The sequence below is a fragment of the Micromonospora sp. WMMD729 genome (assembly GCF_049315225.1).
Lineage (GTDB): Bacteria > Actinomycetota > Actinomycetes > Mycobacteriales > Micromonosporaceae > Micromonospora.
Genome location: NZ_CP186059.1, coordinates 6182977 through 6198775 on the forward strand (window position 1 = coordinate 6182977; position 15799 = coordinate 6198775).

14 protein-coding genes are annotated in these 15799 nt (G+C 72.7%); 10 read left to right on the forward strand and 4 right to left on the reverse strand.

All coding sequences use genetic code 11. The annotated features are described in order from the left end of the window. Nucleotides 1–30 precede the first annotated feature (30 nt). The 9 genes from ACN263_RS28480 (at nt 31) to ACN263_RS28520 (ending at nt 11078) form a co-directional block, all read left to right on the forward strand. Nucleotides 31–708, forward strand: a complete 678-nt coding sequence (locus tag ACN263_RS28480; protein WP_007466162.1) for a Crp/Fnr family transcriptional regulator — start codon at nt 31–33, stop codon at nt 706–708. A 123-nt stretch (nt 709–831) separates the two neighbouring features. Further along, entirely contained in the window at nt 832–1575 is a 744-nt protein-coding gene (locus ACN263_RS28485) for a metallophosphoesterase family protein (RefSeq protein WP_422737307.1), read from the forward strand. A gap of 351 nt (nt 1576–1926) precedes the next feature. Beyond that, nucleotides 1927–2562 carry a TetR/AcrR family transcriptional regulator gene (locus tag ACN263_RS28490; RefSeq protein ID WP_422737308.1) on the forward strand — a complete coding sequence of 212 codons (636 nt, stop codon included), beginning with the start codon at nt 1927–1929 and terminating at the stop codon, nt 2560–2562. 36 nt (nt 2563–2598) lie between these two features. Beyond that, nucleotides 2599–3396: a TIGR03084 family metal-binding protein gene (locus ACN263_RS28495; RefSeq protein ID WP_422737309.1), complete on the forward strand. Its 798-nt coding sequence runs from the start codon at nt 2599–2601 to the stop codon at nt 3394–3396. A gap of 56 nt (nt 3397–3452) precedes the next feature. Further along, entirely contained in the window at nt 3453–5057 is a 1605-nt protein-coding gene (locus ACN263_RS28500) for an acyclic terpene utilization AtuA family protein (protein ID WP_422740853.1), read from the forward strand. After that, complete coding sequence (locus tag ACN263_RS28505; RefSeq protein WP_422737310.1) at nt 5054–6250, forward strand: acyl-CoA dehydrogenase family protein; 1197 nt, start codon at nt 5054–5056, stop codon at nt 6248–6250. Before ACN263_RS28500 ends, ACN263_RS28505 begins: the two co-directional genes overlap by 4 nt. Beyond that, the gene (locus tag ACN263_RS28510; RefSeq protein WP_422737311.1) at nt 6247–7848 is read left to right on the forward strand and encodes an acyl-CoA carboxylase subunit beta; all 1602 of its coding nucleotides are present in this window, start codon (nt 6247–6249) and stop codon (nt 7846–7848) included. Before ACN263_RS28505 ends, ACN263_RS28510 begins: the two co-directional genes overlap by 4 nt. 9 nt (nt 7849–7857) lie before the next feature. Next, nucleotides 7858–9915 (forward strand): biotin carboxylase N-terminal domain-containing protein, encoded by a 2058-nt coding sequence (locus ACN263_RS28515; RefSeq protein ID WP_422737312.1) that lies wholly within the window; start codon nt 7858–7860, stop codon nt 9913–9915. Next, nucleotides 9915–11078 (forward strand): acyl-CoA dehydrogenase family protein, encoded by a 1164-nt coding sequence (locus tag ACN263_RS28520; protein ID WP_422737313.1) that lies wholly within the window; start codon nt 9915–9917, stop codon nt 11076–11078. Before ACN263_RS28515 ends, ACN263_RS28520 begins: the two co-directional genes overlap by 1 nt. On the opposite strand, the gene ACN263_RS28525 is transcribed toward ACN263_RS28520, so the two are convergent. Together ACN263_RS28525 and ACN263_RS28530 are read right to left on the reverse strand one after the other, a co-directional pair. Continuing rightward, nucleotides 11072–12247 carry a hypothetical protein gene (locus ACN263_RS28525; protein WP_422737314.1) on the reverse strand — a complete coding sequence of 392 codons (1176 nt, stop codon included), beginning with the start codon at nt 12245–12247 and terminating at the stop codon, nt 11072–11074. The genes ACN263_RS28520 and ACN263_RS28525 overlap by 7 nt on opposite strands. Then, nucleotides 12244–13185 (reverse strand): transporter substrate-binding domain-containing protein, encoded by a 942-nt coding sequence (locus tag ACN263_RS28530; RefSeq protein ID WP_422737315.1) that lies wholly within the window; start codon nt 13183–13185, stop codon nt 12244–12246. The genes ACN263_RS28525 and ACN263_RS28530 overlap by 4 nt, the downstream gene beginning before the upstream one ends. 169 nt (nt 13186–13354) lie before the next feature. Here ACN263_RS28530 and ACN263_RS28535 point away from each other — a divergent pair, with 169 nt between their 5' ends. Further along, nucleotides 13355–13696, forward strand: coding sequence for a hypothetical protein (locus ACN263_RS28535; RefSeq protein WP_422737316.1), 342 nt, complete (start codon nt 13355–13357; stop codon nt 13694–13696). On the opposite strand, the gene ACN263_RS28540 is transcribed toward ACN263_RS28535, so the two are convergent. Next, on the reverse strand, nt 13683–15200 hold the full coding sequence (locus tag ACN263_RS28540; protein ID WP_422737317.1) for a serine/threonine-protein kinase: 1518 nt from the start codon (nt 15198–15200) through the stop codon (nt 13683–13685). The genes ACN263_RS28535 and ACN263_RS28540 overlap by 14 nt on opposite strands. Before the next feature lie 30 nt (nt 15201–15230). Continuing rightward, on the reverse strand, nt 15231–15686 hold the full coding sequence (locus ACN263_RS28545) for a hypothetical protein (protein WP_422737318.1): 456 nt from the start codon (nt 15684–15686) through the stop codon (nt 15231–15233). Nucleotides 15687–15799 lie beyond the last annotated feature (113 nt).

The following is a 15799-nucleotide window of genomic DNA, read 5'->3' on the forward strand; positions in this document are numbered from 1 at the left end:
ACGGACGGCACGCGCAACCGGAGGTGCGCGATGGATGAGGTACTGGCCCGCAGCGGGATCTTCCAGGGTGTGGACCCGGAAGCTGCCGAGGCGCTCGCCAAGGAGATGGAGACGATCGAGGTCCGCAAGGGCGAGATCGTCTTCAATGAGGGCGAGCCCGGTGACAGCCTCTATATCCTGCTGTCCGGGAAGATCAAGGTCGGCCGCCGGGCGGCGGACGGCCGGCAGAACCTGATCGCGGTGATGGGGCCGTCGGACATGGTCGGTGAGCTGTCGCTCTTCGACCCTGGTCCGCGTACGGCGACCGCCACCGCGGTGACCGACACCCGGCTGGTACGGCTGCGCAAGCAGGCGCTGCGCCCGTGGCTGAACAACCGGCCGGAGATCGCCGAGCAGCTGCTCCGCGTGCTCGCCCGGCGGTTGCGCCGGACCAACGACTCGCTCGCCGACCTGATCTTCACGGACGTGCCGGGCCGGGTCGCCAAGAACCTGCTCCAGATGGCTGGACGGTTCGGCACCCGCGACGGCGGCGTCCTGCGGGTGACCCACGACCTCACCCAGGAGGAGATCGCCCAGCTCGTCGGCGCCTCCCGGGAGACCGTCAACAAGGCCCTGGCCGACTTCGCCTCGCGCGGATGGCTGCGGCTGGACGGCAAGAGCATCATCATCCTGGACCCGGAGCGCCTGGCCCGTCGCGCCCGCGTCTGAGACATCGGTACGTCCCCGCCTCTCCGTCACCGACGGCGAGGCGGGAACGTCGTTGTCTGCCCGGGTTGTCTGCCCGGCGCAGAATCGCTGGCTCGGGGCGACTGTCGGGCCGAGAGTGGGGCAATGCTGAACCGGGTCGCCGTGCTCTCCGACATCCATGGCGTACTGCCCGCGCTAGAGGCCGTGCTGGCCGAGCCGGACGTCGCCGCCGCCGACCTCATCGTGCTGACCGGCGACATCGCGGCCGGTCCGCAGCCGGTCGAGGTGCTGGATCTGCTCGCCGACCTCGGTGACCGGGTCTGCTGGGTGGGCGGCAACTGTGAACGTGAGCTGGTCGAGGCCCGCGCGGGCCGACCCGCCTCGATCGAGGTGTCGAACTGGGCGGCCGGGCAACTCCGGGACGATCAGGTCGCCCGGCTGGCCGCGCTGCCCGCGACCGTGACGCTGGAGATCGACGGCCTGGGCCCGACACTGTTCTGCCACGCGACACCCCGAGACGACGAGGAGATGGTGCTCGTCGACTCGCGGATGGAGCGCTGGGCCGAGGTGTTCGCGGGTCTGCCGGCCGAGGTCCGCACGGTGGTCTGCGGCCACACCCACATGCCCTTCACCCGGCTGGTCGATCGCCGGCTGGTCGTCAACCCGGGCAGCGTCGGCATGCCGTACGGGGGCGCGGGCGCATGGTGGGCCCTTCTCGGACCGGGCGTCCAGCTGCGCCGCACTGCCTTCGACGTGGACGCGGCGTGCGCCCGGGTGGCGGCGGAATCGGGCTATCCGGACGCCGCCGCGTGGGCCGACGAGTACCTGCGCTCCCGCCACAGCGACGCCGACGCGCTCGCCGTCTTCGCTCCCCGAGACGGCCGCTGACCTGCACGGATCCGCCCAACGCGCACGCTTTGACCAGCCAGCCCTCGCCCCGGGGCACGGCCGGGCGGAAGTGGCGAGCAGGACCGCGGAGTAGGTGGCCGGGTCCTGTCGAGCTGCCCCGGATCTGGAGCAGACGATTCGGGACTCGACTCGCCGCCCCATTCCTGGGGCAGCTCGACAGGGCCCGAGGAGAGCAGGTGGGGCCGCCCGGCAGACCGCAAGGAGACCGGGTAAGGCCACCCGGCAGACCGCAAGGAGACCGGGCGGGGACGGCGCCGGGCCACTGCCCCGTCGTCCGGCCCATAAAAAGTCAGTCTTGACTGTTTGTTTCTCAGGCCACAGGCTGTTCGCGTGCCTCCCGCATCGACCCCCGCCGCATCGACCCCTGCGCCATCGACGCGTGTCCCCCAACAGGAGCGCAGTCGCGCCACCCAGGCCCGCCTGCTGGAAGCCACCGTCGACTGTCTCATCGAGCACGGGTGGTCGGGCACCACGACCACCGTGGTGGCCGCCCGGGCCGGCGTCTCGCGGGGCGCCCAGTTGCACCACTACCCCACGAAGGCCGCGCTGGTCACGGCCGCCGTGGCGCACCTGGCCGAACGCCGGGCCCAGGAGCTACGCACCGAGGCCGAGGCGTTGCCGGCCGGGCCGCAGCGCCTCGACCGGGTGATCGACCTGCTCGGCGTGGCGTTCACCGGTCCGCTTTTCGTGGCCGCGCTCGAACTGTGGGTGGCCGCCCGCACCGACCGCGAGCTGCGCGACGCCCTGGTGCCGTTGGAGGCGACCGTCGGCCGGGAGATGCACCGGCTCACCGTCGCGCTGCTCGGTGTCGACGAGCGCCGGCCCGGCGTCCGCGAGGCGGTGCAGGCCACCCTCGACCTGATGCGCGGGCTCGGGGTGGCCAACCTGCTCAGCGACGACTCGACCCGTCGTACCGCCCTGCTCGTCACCTGGAAACGCCAGCTCGCCACCCTGCTCACGCCCTGACCCCGGCCATCGGGGCCCGCACCGACCGGAGGCACCATGGTCGACCTCAGTGACCTGCTCACAGATCTGGCCGACGAGTCCGCCGACCTGGACGCGCTGGTCACGCCGCTGTCCGTGGCCGACTGGGCCCGCCCGACCCCGGCGGCAGGCTGGACCGTCGCGCACCAGATCGCCCACCTGGCCTGGACCGACCACATGGCGCTGCTGGCCGCCACCGACGCCGAGGCGTTCTACGCGACGGTGATCGCCGCGCCGGACGTGACCCGGCTGGTGGACGCCGGGGTCGACGAGTTCCTGGCGCCACCGGTCGACCTGCTGGCCCGCTGGCGGGCCGGCCGGGCCGCGCTCGCCGACGCGCTGGCCGCCGTTCCGGCCGGTGAGAAGGTGCCCTGGTACGGCACCCGGATGTCGGCCACCTCAATGGCCACCGCGCGGATGATGGAGACCTGGGCGCACGGTGAGGACGTGGCCGACGCCCTCGGTGTCGTCCGCCCGGCCACCGGCCGCCTCCGCCACGTGGCGCACCTCGGTGTGCGTACCCTCGGGCACGGGTTCACCGCCCACGGCCGTCCCGCGCCGGCGTCGCCGGTCCGGGTCGAGCTGGCCGCGCCCGACGGCGACACCTGGGCCTGGGGCCCGGCGGACGCCGCCGACCGGTTGAGCGGTCCGGCCCGGGACTTCTGTCTCCTGGTCACCCAGCGCCGGCACCGGGCGGACCTCGCCCTGCGGCCGACCGGCCCGGTCGCCGACGAATGGCTCGACGTGGCCCAGGCCTTCGCCGGGCCGCCGGGCGACGGCCGGACGCCGGCCGGCGGAAACGGGGTACGCCCGTGATCCGCATCGGCAACGCCTCCGGCTTCTACGGTGACCGGTTCACCGCCTGGCGGGAGATGCTCGACGGCGGCGAGCTGGACGTGCTGACCGGTGACTACCTGGCCGAGTTGACCATGCTGATCCTCGGTCGGGACCGGCTGCGCGACCCCGACCTGGGCTACGCGAAGACGTTCCTGCGCCAGGCGGAGACGTGCCTCGGCACGGCCCTCGACCGGGGGGTACGGCTCGTGACCAACGCCGGCGGACTGAACCCGGCCGGCCTGGCGGCCGCCATCGAGGCGCTCGCCGGGCGGCTGGGCCTGGCGGTGCGGGTCGGGTACGTCGAGGGCGACGCGCTCCCGCGAGCCGACGCGCTCACCGCGAACGCGTACCTGGGCGCGTTCGGGATCGCCGCCTGCCTCGACGCCGGGGCCGACGTGGTGGTGACCGGCCGGGTCACCGACGCGTCGCTGGTGGTAGGCCCGGCCATCGCACGCTACGGGTGGCGCCGGGACGACCTCGACGAGCTGGCCGGGGCGACCGTCGCAGGACACCTCGTGGAGTGCGGCGCGCAGGTCACCGGGGGTAACTTCAGCTTCTTCACCGAACTGCCCGACGGCGGGCACCGGCCCGGCTTCCCGATCGCCGAGGTGCACCCCGACGGTTCCGCCGTGCTCACCAAGCATCCGGGCACCGGTGGCGCGGTCACCGTGGAGACCGTCACCGCCCAACTGTTGTACGAGATCGGCGGGCCGGCGTACCTGGGGCCGGACGTGGTCACCCGCCTGGACACGGTGACCCTGCACCCCGACGGACCGGACCGGGTGCGGGTCTCGGGTGTACGGGGCACCCCGCCGCCGCCCACGCTCAAGGTGGGCGTCAACAACCTCGGCGGCTTCCGGAACTCGATGACGTTCGTCCTGTGCGGCCTCGACATCGAGGCGAAGGCCGCCCTGGTACGCGGGCAGATCGAGGAGGCGGTGGGCACGGACGGGCTGGAGTTCACCCTCGCCCGTACCGATCACCCGGACGCCGCGGACACCGAGGCGGCCAGCGCCCTGCTGCACGTACACCTGCGGGACAGCGACCGGACGCGGGCCGGGCGGGCCTTCTCGGCCGCCGCCGTGGAGCTGACGTTGGCCTCGTACCCGGGTTGCACGCTGACGACGCTGCCCGGCGACGCCACCCCGTACGGCGTCTTCACCGCCGACACCGTGCCGCAGGACGAGGTCGCCCAGGTGGCGGTCCTGCCCGGCGGCGAGCGGGTGCCGATCCCCCCGCCGATCCGCACGGCTCCCGTGACGCCGGACGAGACAGCCCCGGGTGGCGACGCGCCGGTCACCGGCCCGACCCGGCGCGGCGCGCTCGGTGAACTGGTCGGCGCGCGCTCCGGGGACAAGGGTGGGGACGCCAACCTCGGCGTCTGGGCGCGCTCCGAGGACGGGTACGCGTGGCTGCGCGCCTGGTTGACCGTCGAACGCCTGGCCGAGTTGCTGCCCGAGACGGCGGCGCTGACCGTCCGGCGGTACGAGCTGCCGAACCTGCGCGCGGTGAACTTCGTGATCGAGGGTCTGCTCGGGGCCGGGGTCGCCGCGTCCACCCGGTTCGATCCGCAGGCCAAGGCGCTGGGTGAGCTGCTCCGCGCACGGATCGTCGACCTGCCGGCGGAGGTTGCCCGATGAGCATCGTGGACACCCCGGAGCGCCGACAGCTCCGCGAGTTGACCCGCGCGTTCGTCACCCGGGAGGTGCTGCCGCACCTGGACGACTGGGAGCGGGCCGGCGAGGTTCCCCGGGCGCTGCACGCCACCGCCGCGAAGCTCGGCCTGCTCGGTATCGGCTTTCCCGAGTCGGTCGGCGGCAGCGGCGGCGACCTGCTCGACTCGATCATCGTCACCGAGGAACTGATCCGCGCCGGTGGGTCGTCCGGGCTGGTGGCGGCCCTGTTCACGCACGGCATCGCGCTGCCGCACATGGTCGCCGCGGCCGGTGCCCGTACCGGTGGATCGCTGGGTGGCCGGCTCACCGGCGTCCCGTCCCCGGGTGACGACGGCCTGATCGAGCGGTACGTCCGACCCACCCTGGCCGGCACGATGATCGGCGCCCTGGCGATCACCGAGCCGGACGGCGGTTCGGACGTGGCCGGCATCCGCACGACCGCCGTCCGGGACGGCGACCACTACGTGGTGAACGGGTCGAAGACCTACATCACCAGCGGTCACCGGGCCGACTTCGTGACCACCGCCGTGTGCACCGACTTCCCGGGCAGCGGCGCGCTGACCCTGCTCGTGATCGACAAGGACTCGCCGGGGTTCACCGTGGGACGCCGGTTGGAGAAGTTGGGCTGGCACTGCTCGGACACCGCCGAGCTGTCCTTCCTGGACGTGCGCGTGCCGGTGACCAACCGGATCGGCGCGGAGAACACCGGCTTCCTGGCGATCATGCAGCACTTCGCGGCCGAGCGGCTCTCGCTGGCGACCCAGGCGTACGCGACCGCGCAGCGCTGCGTGGAGCTGGCGATGCGCTGGTGCCGGGACCGGGAGACCTTCGGGCGTCCGCTGGTCGGCCGGCAGGTGGTCCGGCACCGGCTGGCCGAGATGCACACCCGGGCCGAGGCGGCCCGGTCGTACGTGCACGAGGTGGCCGCCCGGGTGGCGGCGGGCGAGCCCGTGGTGACCGAGGTGGCCATGGCGAAGAACGTGGCCGTGGCCGCCTGCGACCACGTCGTCGACCAGGCGCTGCAACTGCACGGCGGCTTCGGCTACCTGCGCGACGCCGAGGTGGAGCGGCACTACCGCGACGCGCGGATCCTCGGCATCGGCGGCGGCACCACCGAGATCATGAACGAGATCATCGCGAAGGGCATGGGCCTATGAGCATCCTGGACAGCGCGATCGACCCGACCGCGCCCGGGTACGCGGCGAACCGGGCGGCCCTGGTGGAGCGGCTGGCCGAGTTGGACGCCGCACTCGACCAGGCGCGGGCGGGCGGGGGCGAGAAGTACGTCTCGCGGCACCACGCGCGCGGCAAGCTGCTGCCCCGGGAGCGGATCGAGCTGCTCATCGACGCGGACAGCCCGTTCCTCGAACTGTCGCCGGTCGCCGCGTATGGCACGGACTTCCCGGTCGGCGCCAGCGTGGTCACCGGCATCGGCGTGGTCGAGGGCGTGGAGTGCCTGATCGTCGCCAACGATCCGACGGTACGCGGCGGCGCGGTCAACCCGTGGTCCCTCGCGAAGACCCGGCGGGCCGGCGAGATCGCCCTCGCCAACCGGTTGCCCATGGTCAACCTGGTCGAGTCGGCCGGGGCGGACCTGCCCACCCAGGCGGAGATCTTCATCCCCGGCGGTCGGGTGTTCCGGGACCTGACCCGGCTGTCGGCGGCCGGCATCCCCACGGTCAGCGTGGTCTTCGGCAACGCGACGGCCGGTGGCGCGTACGTGCCGGGGATGTCCGATCACGTGATCATGATTCGGGACCGGTCGCAGGTGTACCTGGCCGGGCCGCCGCTGGTGAAGATGGCGACCGGCGAGGTCACCGACGACGAGTCGCTGGGCGGCGCGGCGATGCACGCCGGCACGTCCGGGTTGGCGGACTACCTGGCCGAGGACGAGCGCGACGGCATCCGCCTGGCCCGTCAGTGCGTACGCCGGCTGAACTGGCGCAAGCAGGGTCCCGCGCCACGGACGGCGGTGCCGCAGCCGCCGAAGTACGACCCGGAAGAGCTGCTGGGTATCGTCAGCTCCGATCTGAAGGTGCCGTTCGACCCGCGTGCGGTGCTGGCCCGGATCCTGGACGGCAGTGACTTCGACGAGTTCAAGCCGGCGTACGGGGACTCGCTGGTCACCGGCTGGGGTGAGCTGCACGGCTATCCGGTGGGTGTGCTGGCCAACGCGCGCGGGGTGCTGTTCAGCGCGGAGGCGCAGAAGGCGGCCCAGTTCATCCAGCTCGCCAACGCCTCCGACACGCCGTTGGTCTTCCTGCAGAACACCACCGGCTACATGGTCGGCACCGAGTACGAGCAGCGCGGCATCATCAAGCACGGCGCCTTGATGATCAACGCGGTGTCCAACTCGACGGTGCCGCACCTCACGGTGAACCTCGGGGCCTCGTACGGGGCCGGCAACTACGGCATGTGCGGCCGGGCGTACGAGCCGAGGTTCCTGTTCACCTGGCCGAACGCCAAGTCGGCGGTGATGGGCCCGGCGCAGCTCGCCGGGGTGCTGTCGATCGTGGCCCGGCAGGCCGCCGCCGCCCGGGGGCGGGACTACGACGAGGAGTCCGACGCGGCGATGCGGATGATGGTCGAGCAGCAGATCGAGTCGCAGTCGGGCGCGCTGTTCCTCTCCGGCCGGCTCTACGACGACGGGGTGATCGATCCTCGGGACACGCGTACCGTCCTCGGGCTCTGCCTCTCGGCGATCCACAACGGACCGGTCAGGGGCGCCGACGGCTTCGGCGTCTTCCGGCACTGAAGGGCTGACATGATCACCAGACTTCTCGTGGCCAACCGGGGCGAGATCACCCGCCGGGTCTTCGCCACCTGCCGGGCGATGGGCGTACAGACCGTCGCCGTGCACTCGGACGCGGACGCCCACGCGCCCTTCGTCGCCGAGGCCGACCAGGCGGTGCGGCTGCCCGGGGACACGCCGGCCGAGACGTACCTGCGGGTGGATCTCATCCTGGACGCGGCCCGGCGCAGCGGCGCGGACGCCGTCCACCCCGGTTACGGGTTCCTCGCCGAGAACGCCGAGTTCGCGGCGGCGGTCGCCGACGCGGGCCTGACCTGGGTCGGCCCGCCGGCCAAGGTGATCGCCGCGATGGGCGACAAGCTGGCCGCGAAGGCGCTGCTCGCCGAGGCGGGCGTACCGATGCTGCCGAGTTGGACAGACGCCGACCAGGTCACCGACTTCCCGGTGCTGGTCAAGGCGTCCGCCGGCGGTGGCGGGCGGGGCATGCGGATCGTCCGGGACGCCACCGGGCTCGCCGAGGCCGTCGCCTCCGCGCGCCGCGAGGCCGCCGCGGCGTTCGGCGACGGCACGGTCTTCATCGAGCGGTACGTCGAGCGCGGCCGGCACGTCGAGGTGCAGATCCTCGGCGACACCCACGGAACCGTGCAGGTGCTCGGCGTCCGGGAGTGCTCGATCCAGCGCCGGCATCAGAAGATCATCGAAGAGGCGCCCGGTCTCGTGCCGGCCGAGGTGCGGGAACGGCTGCACGAGGCGGCCGAGGCCGCCGGGCGGGCGGTCGACTACGTGGGCGCGGGCACCGTCGAGTTCCTGCTGACGCCCGACGGGGCGGTCCACTTCCTGGAGATGAACACCCGACTCCAGGTGGAGCACCCCGTCACCGAACTGGTCACCCCGGACGGACTGGACCTGGTCCGGATGCAGCTGCTGGTGGCCGAGGGTGAGCCGCTGCCCGCGCAGCACCACGCCCCCGCCACCCGCGGCCACGCGATCGAGGTGCGGCTCTGTGCCGAGGAGCCGGCGCAGGACTGGCGGCCCGCCACCGGCACGCTGCACCGCTTCGACGTGCCCGGGGTGGACCGCGAGTTCGGCGGGGTCGACCGGTCCGGCCTGCGGCTCGACTCGGGTGTGGTGGCGGGCTCGGTGGTGGGCGTGCACTACGACTCGCTGCTCGCCAAGCTCATCGCCGTCGCGCCGACCCGCGCGGAGGCGATCCGCGCACTGGCCGGCGCGCTGGCCCGGGCCGAGATCCACGGCGTCACCACCAACCGGGATCTGCTGGTGCGGGTGCTGCGCAGCCCCGAGTTCGGAGCCGGCGAGATCGACACCGGCTTCCTGGACCGGCATCCGGAGGTCTTCGCCCCGCTGCTCCCCGCCGACCAACTTCCGGTCACCGCGCTCGCCGCCGCGCTGGCGGCTGCCGCACACCGACGGGCGAGCGCGCCGGTGCTCGCCGGGCTTCCGTCCGGCTGGCGCAACGTGCCGGCCGTTCCGCAGGTCACCCGGTTCGCCGGCCCGCAGGGCGAGCTGGAGGTCCGTTACCGACTGGACCGTACCGGCGGCCTCGCCGAGTGGTCCGTCGCGCACCACACCGTCGCGGACCACGGCGACCCGGGCGACACCGACGAGCGCCGCGCCGCCGGCCTACCCGGTGCCGCTGACGACAGCGCCGAGCGGCAGGTGGTCGAGCTGGTCGAGGCCACACCCGACCGGGTGGTGCTCGACGTCGACGGGGTGCGGCGGTCGTACCGCGTACACCGGGTGGGGTCGGAGTTCTTCGTGGACGGCCCGGACGGGGCGGCGAGCCTGGCCGAGCTGCCGCGTCTCCCCCTGCCGACGGCGGAGCTGGCCGCCGGGTCGCTGCTCGCGCCGCTGCCCGGCGCGGTGACCCGGGTGCACGTCGAGGTCGGCCAACGGGTCTCGGCCGGCGATCCGCTGCTCACCCTGGAAGCGATGAAGCTGGAACATCCCGTGCTCGCCCCGACCGACGGCGTGGTCACCGAGCTGCCGGTGCCGGCCGGCGGTCAGGTGCGCACGGGCGCCGTGCTGGCCGTTATCGGAAAGGACCACTGATGACCTTCGACCTCACCTCCGAACAGGACCAGTTGCGCGACGCGGTGCGGGCGCTCGGCCGCCGGTACGGGCACGGCTACTTCGTCGAGAAGGCGAAGGCCGGGGAACACACCACCGAGCTGTGGGCGGAGGCCGGCCGGCTGGGCTACCTGGGGGTCAACATCCCCACCGAGTACGGCGGCGGGGGCGGCGGCATCACCGAGCTGGCCATCGTCTGCGAGGAGCTGGCGGCGGCCGGCTGCCCGCTGCTGCTGCTGGTGGTCTCCCCCGCCATCGCGGCCACCGTGATCGCCCGGCACGGCACGGAGGAGCAACGCAAACGGCACCTGCCCGGTCTCGCCGACGGGTCGGCGAAGATCGTCTTCGCGATCACCGAGCCGGAGGCCGGTTCCAACTTCCACCGCCTCGGCACGGTGGCCCGCCGCGACGCTGACGACTGGGTGCTCAACGGCCGCAAGTGCTACATCTCCGGGGTCGACGAGGCCGGTCACGTGCTCGTGGTCGCGCGGACCGAGGACTCCGCCACCGGCAAGCTCAAGCCTGCCCTGTTCATCGTGCCGACCGACGCGGCCGGGCTGACCCGGTCCAAGCTGGACATGGAGATCGTGTCCCCGGAGAACCAGTTCCTGCTCTACCTCGACGACGTCCGGGTGCCCGCCGACGCGCTGGTCGGCGAGTCGCTGGACGCCGGGCTGCCGGCGCTGTTCAGCGGGCTGAACCCGGAACGGATCACGGTGGCCGCGATGGGCGCCGGCACCGGCCGGTACGCCATCGAACGGGCCAGCGAGTACACCGCCACCCGCAAGGTCTGGGGTGGCCGGAGCATCGGCTCGCACCAGGGGGTGTCGCACCCGCTAGCGCACGCGGCCGTGCAGGTGGAGCTGGCCCGCCTCATGATCCAGAAGGCGGCCACGCTGTACGACGCGGGCCGCGACCTGGAGGCCGGGGTGGCCGGGAACATGGCCAAGTACGCGGCCGGCGAGGCCGCCGCGCTCGCCGTGGACACCGCCGTGCAGGTTCTCGGCGGGGCCGGCATGACCACCGAGTACGGGGTGGCGACGCTGCTCGGCGCGGTACGGGCCGGCCGGATCGCCCCGGTCAGCCGGGAGATGATCCTCAACTTCGTGGCCCAGCACGTCCTGGGTCAGGAGAAGTCCTACTGAGTGGTGTCGCGGGGTCCGCCGGGCGCGCGGCAGGCGGCGTCGATGCGGTGCACCGGGCGGACGCGGCGGCCCAACCCCTCCAGCAGCGAGTCCTCGACGTGGAAGTCGTGGATGCGCAGCCGGTGCCGGGGCAACTCCTCCTCGCTCGGGCAGAGCACCTGCGCCCGGACCAGGCCGACGGGCACGTAGCGGACCCCACCCCGTTCCTGCAGGATCACCATGTTGACGTCGTCGGTGGTGACCACGTGCCCCCGTACGTCCTCGGTCGGACCGTTCTCGACGCCCACCGTGGTGACGGTGAGCGGCAGCACCGGTGTGCTGATCACCGGCAGCGCGGCCCAGACCAGCATGACCAGGACCGCCACCTCGGTCACCGACGCCAGGGGACGGATCACCATGCCGGGCAGCGGCCCGGCGATGAACAGCGCCAGCACCGGTGGAACCACCAGCAGCGCCAGCACCAACAGCTCGCCCTGCGCGCCGGCCTCGCGCAGCGTGGGCACCATCAGCCACCCGTACCCGGCGAGCAGCGCGACGAGCGCCAGCAACCGGGGTACGACCCATTCGTGCAACCGCTCCGGCCGGAGTTGGAACGCGGCCGCGAACGCCGGCAGCAGCAGCGGCAGGTAGAGCAGCGGCCAGGTGAGCAGGGCGAGCAGGAAGCTGGCCAGCACGAACCAGGCCGGGGTGAGGTCCGCCCAGCGGGCGAAGAGCGGGCGGCGTCGGGTGCCCGGCGGCAGGCGATCCACGCTCACCGCCAGCACCGCGCCGAGCGCGAAGACGGCGACCAGCCCGGTGGAGAGCAGTCGGGCGGCGGTGGTCAGGAAACCCGCCAGCAGGTTGACCGTCCCGACGTTCGCGACCAGCAACAGCGTGGTCTGTAGCTCGCCGCCCGCCTCCACGCCGAGCCGGAGCACCGAGAAGATCGCCGGTACGCCCACGACGGCGGTCCAGAACGACTGGCTGGCCCGTGCCCGCCGCTCCGCCGGGTCCCATCGTGCCGGCGCGACGTCGGCGACCTGCTCCGCGTCGGCTGCCGGTTCGGTGGGTTCGGCGCTCGGCGTCTCGTCGGCGTCGACCTCGACGTGGTCGGTCGGTACGGCCGCGCGCGGCGTCGGCACCGGGCCGTCGGCGCCCGTGTCACCGGTCGCCGTCCGCGCCGCGCTCACCGCCGGGGCGCCTTGTCGTCGAAGTCGACGAGCTTCGGAACCTCAAGCGGCTGCGGCTGACTCTTCTCGATCCGCAGCCACGGGCCCAGGGTCCGGTTGTACGCGGTCTGCCACGGACTGGACTGCCCGTCGCGCCCCTGCAGGTAGCTCTTCTGCAGGAAGAACGCGACCAGGTCCCGCAGGGCCGGGTCGCCGATCGGCACACCGATGCCCAACAGCTCACTCGTCCCGAAGGGCAGGTCGACGATCTCGAACTCCTTCGGGTACGTGGCGAGGAAGCCCGCGAGGATCGTCTCGTCCGAGCTGACGGCGTCGTACCGGCCGGCGCGAATGCCGTCCACGCAGTCCCAGACGTCCTTCACCACCAGTGCCTTGACCTGGCGCTTCTCCAACTCGACCTCGGTGGTCGAGCCACCGCTGGTGCAGATCTTGTACTTGGGGTTCCGCAGGTCCTCGATGGTGCGGATCTCATCCTTCAACCGGACCGGCACCAGCACCTCCTGGGTGGTGACGAAGTACGGGCCGGCGAAGCTGACCAGCTTCTTGCGCTCCTCCGTCATCGAGAAGCTGGACACCACCAGGTCGACGGTGCCGCCCTGCAGGTACGGAATCCGGTCCTCGGTGGCCACCGAGACGAACTCCAGCTGCTGCTCGCCCTGGTAGCCGAGGGAGGCGGCGATGTACCGGCCGATCTCGACGTCGAAGCCCACATGCTGGCCGTTCTGCAGGTCGCCCATCAGCGGCTCGTTGGTGGCGACACCGATGCGCAGCTTGGACTGGCCGTAGATGTGCGACTCGCGCATCTTCTCCTGCACGGACGGCAGGTCGGGCTCCTTGCGGCTGTCGCATCCGGCGGCAGCGGCCAGGGTGAGGGTCAGGGCAACCGCCAGCGTCGTCGCGACCGAGCGGAGCCGGGACTGCGGAGTGCGTACGTTCATGGGTGACCTCGCTGACGGAGCAGCCTGCGGAACACCGAGAGTAGCGACAGCGGTCCATTGCGTACGCATGCCGATCGGTCAGGTCGATCCAACCGTTCGATCAACGCCGATCGGCGTGGCGGATCGCCTCTGCGGTTGACAGCGAGCCGGGCGACGACATGCTGGAAGGGTGACTCGACTGTCCAGGATCGATGCGCGGATGGTGGCGGCGGTCGCGGCGCCGGGAGCCCTCGCGCTGCTGATCCTGCTGGTCGTCCTCCGCCGGCAGGACCTCGTCGGGGTGATTCTCGCGCTGCTGTGCGTGCTGCTGGTCATGGTCACCGCGGTCGCCGTGTCGGCCGCCCGTCAGCGTGACGAACCGGAGCCGGCGGAGCAGCCGCACCTGACCGGCCCGCCGGAGTTGATGCCGTACGGCATCGACGCGGACACTCTCGACGCGCTGGACAGTCGGGACGCGTTGCGTGCGGTGCGTGACCGGCGACGCACGCGCGGCGGGTTCAACGACCGGTGAGAGTGGGGGCGGTGAGCGCGTCGACGCCCCGTCCCGCCAGGCACCGGTAGACGCGGTCGACGTTGCCGTCGACGGGCGGCAGCACCGCCAGGTGCCAGCCGGTCGGCTCGGTGATCTCGGTGGTCAGCCGGAACGTGTCGTCGCTGCACACCTGCCGTACCTGCTCGGCGGCGATCACCTCGTCGTAGTCCGCGCCGACCAGCGGCACCGGCAGGATGCCCTCGGCGTACGTCTCCCAGGTGTGCCGGCCGTCGCAGGGGACCCGCGCCGCCTCCGCGCGTTGACCACGGATGCGCACCGGACCGAAGCACTCCAACTCGGGCAGGCAGCGGGCGCCACCGGGCAGTGCGCTCGGCGCTCCGGCGCCCGTGGCACAGCCGGGCAGTGGTCCGGTCGCCGGCGCCGCGACCCGGGTCACCGAGGGGGACGGGCCCGGTGGCCCGTCGCTGCTGGCCACCCATGCGCCGGTGGTGGCCGAGGCGGCGAGCGCCAGCACGCCGGCACCGCCGAGGAACCAGCGCCGCCGCCAGCGCCGGCCGCCGGGCACCCCGGGACGGGTGTCCTCGACCGAGGAACGAGGGCTCGGCTGGCCGGTGCCGTACAGGCCGGAGCGGGTCGAGCCGCCGCCGATCGGGGTGCCGCCGCCGATCGGGGCGCCACTCACCGGGGCGGTCGGCGCGCCGAATGGCAGGTTGGCGAGCAGTTCGTGCAGTTCGAGAGCGGAGGGTCGCTCATCCGGATCGTTCGCCATGCCGAGCCGCAGCACGTCGATCAGCTCGTCCGGCACCCCCGGCAGGGCGGGGATCGGCTGGTTGAACATCTCCAGCACGGTCACCAGGCTGGGGTTGCGCTCGGACTGCCACCGCGGCGGTCGGCCGTGCATCACCGCGTAGAGGGTGGCGCACAGCGCGTACACGTCGACGGCCGGCGACGGCGGGCTGTGGCTGAACATCTCCGGTGGCGCGTACGCCGGGGTGAGCACTTCCAGGGTGACCGAGGCGTCCCGGGCCTCGGCCAGCACGGCGAGCCCGAAGTCGGCCAGCACCGCCGAGTTGAAGTGCGAGTAGAGGATGTTCGCGGGCTTCACGTCCCGGTGCAGCACCCCGGCGCCGTGCGAGTGGGCCAACGCGTCCGCGATCTTGAGGCCGAGGTCGCGGGCCTCCACCGGGTCGAGCGGCGAGTTGCGCATCCGCTCGGCGTACGACCCGTCGCAGAGCTCCATGATCAGGTACGGGTGCTGGTCGACGGTGACGCCGACGTCGAAGAGGTCCACGACGTGCGGGTGGGACGACATCCGCCCGGCCGCCCGCGCCTCGCGCAGGAAACGGGCCTGGTCGCGTTCGCTGTCCAGGGTGCGGTTCTCGACCTTGACGGCGACCTCGCGGCCGACCGAGATCTGGGTGGCCTGGTAGACGGTGGCGTAACCGCCCCGGGCAAAGACCCGCAAATCAGTCAGACCGGGCACGATCGGCACCGGCAGGCCGCCGCTCGGGGTGTCGGTCACCGCTTGAAAATACCCAACCCTGCCGGTGGCTCAGCGCGCCGCGTCCGCCGAAGCGGTTGGCGCGGGGGCGGCGGGGACGGCCGGCGCGCCCCGGCGGGCGTCCACCCGCAGGCCGATCGCGGTGGCCACCGCGCCGAGCCCTTCCCACGCGGCCACACCGAAGAACCGCTCGGGAGCGATGTCGGCCAGCACGGCGATGGTGAACACGGTGAAGGTGACCAACCGGAACACCACCGTGAACCGGTAGAACGCCCGCCACTCGGTGACCGTCGCGAGCAGGTAGTAGACGCCCATGTTGAACGCCGCCATCGAGGACGCCAGCAGGAAGGTGCCGGTGTAGTCGCCGGGTGAACGCGTCGCCGGCACCTCGAAGCCGAGCATGCGCAACTGCGCCTCCGGCCAGAGGATGCCGACGGCGCCCATCACGAGCGCCAAGACGCCGAAGACCGCGATGGTCCAGCCGGCGACGGAACGCGGCAGCTTCATGGTGAGCCTCCCCCAGGCACGGCGACGGTCACCACTGTGGACCACCGCGCGGTGGTGACACGCTACGCCGCTCCCCGGGACAACCACATCCCCCCACTGCGTTGATCATGAAG

What these genes read in the sequence shown, in the direction of transcription:
- ACN263_RS28505 (WP_422737310.1), top strand. Translation starts at nt 5,054, where the DNA reads ATGAGCATCGTGGACACCCCGGAGCGCCGACAGCTCCGCGAGTTGACC.
- ACN263_RS28485 (WP_422737307.1), top strand. Translation starts at nt 832, where the DNA reads ATGCTGAACCGGGTCGCCGTGCTCTCCGACATCCATGGCGTACTGCCC.
- ACN263_RS28510 (WP_422737311.1), top strand. Translation starts at nt 6,247, where the DNA reads ATGAGCATCCTGGACAGCGCGATCGACCCGACCGCGCCCGGGTACGCG.
- ACN263_RS28495 (WP_422737309.1), top strand. Translation starts at nt 2,599, where the DNA reads ATGGTCGACCTCAGTGACCTGCTCACAGATCTGGCCGACGAGTCCGCC.
- ACN263_RS28520 (WP_422737313.1), top strand. Translation starts at nt 9,915, where the DNA reads ATGACCTTCGACCTCACCTCCGAACAGGACCAGTTGCGCGACGCGGTG.
- ACN263_RS28545 (WP_422737318.1), bottom strand. Translation starts at nt 15,686, where the DNA reads ATGAAGCTGCCGCGTTCCGTCGCCGGCTGGACCATCGCGGTCTTCGGC.
- ACN263_RS28500 (WP_422740853.1), top strand. Translation starts at nt 3,453, where the DNA reads ATGCTCGACGGCGGCGAGCTGGACGTGCTGACCGGTGACTACCTGGCC.
- ACN263_RS28480 (WP_007466162.1), top strand. Translation starts at nt 31, where the DNA reads ATGGATGAGGTACTGGCCCGCAGCGGGATCTTCCAGGGTGTGGACCCG.
- ACN263_RS28530 (WP_422737315.1), bottom strand. Translation starts at nt 13,185, where the DNA reads ATGAACGTACGCACTCCGCAGTCCCGGCTCCGCTCGGTCGCGACGACG.
- ACN263_RS28515 (WP_422737312.1), top strand. Translation starts at nt 7,858, where the DNA reads ATGATCACCAGACTTCTCGTGGCCAACCGGGGCGAGATCACCCGCCGG.